Annotated in this window: 1 pseudogene; it reads right to left on the bottom strand. The window is 79.3% G+C overall.

The features are described 5' to 3' along the window. Positions 1–460, bottom strand: a pseudogene (locus KN815_RS49680) (SpoIIE family protein phosphatase); the annotation flags it as partial.

Genomic DNA, 460 nt, shown 5'->3' with positions numbered 1-460 from the left:
CGCCGAGCAGCTCCGGCAGCGCGGCGCGGGCGGCCTGCGAGTCGCCGAAGACCGGCCGCACCCCGCGCAGCACCTCGGCCAGCGGACCGCCCGCCTCCACCTCGCACAGCTCGGCGGCCGGGCCGCCGCCCACGGCGGGCGACAGATCCGGCTGGGAGGGCAGCAGGGAGAGCCGGCCGCTGTCGGTGTCCGGGTCCAGCGGGATCCGGTCGGTGCGGCGCAGCCGCAGCACCACCGGGCCGACCGGGCGCTCGTCGCCGACCGGCAGCGGATCGCGCAGATACACCAGGATCGCGTCGGCGAAGGTGGGCACGGTGGCCCGGCACAGGCCCAGCACGATCTCGTCCAGGTCGATGCCCCGGGCGATCCGCCGGGTCGCTGCCCCCACGAACCGCAGCCGGTCGCCGCCCCGGTCCCGGGTGGCGGCCTCGGCGGCGGCGGCGGTGGATCCGCCCGCGGG

It is taken from the genome of Streptomyces niphimycinicus, from assembly GCF_018883605.1.
GTDB lineage: Bacteria > Actinomycetota > Actinomycetes > Streptomycetales > Streptomycetaceae > Streptomyces > Streptomyces niphimycinicus.
This window is presented reverse-complemented; position numbering and strand designations above follow the sequence as displayed.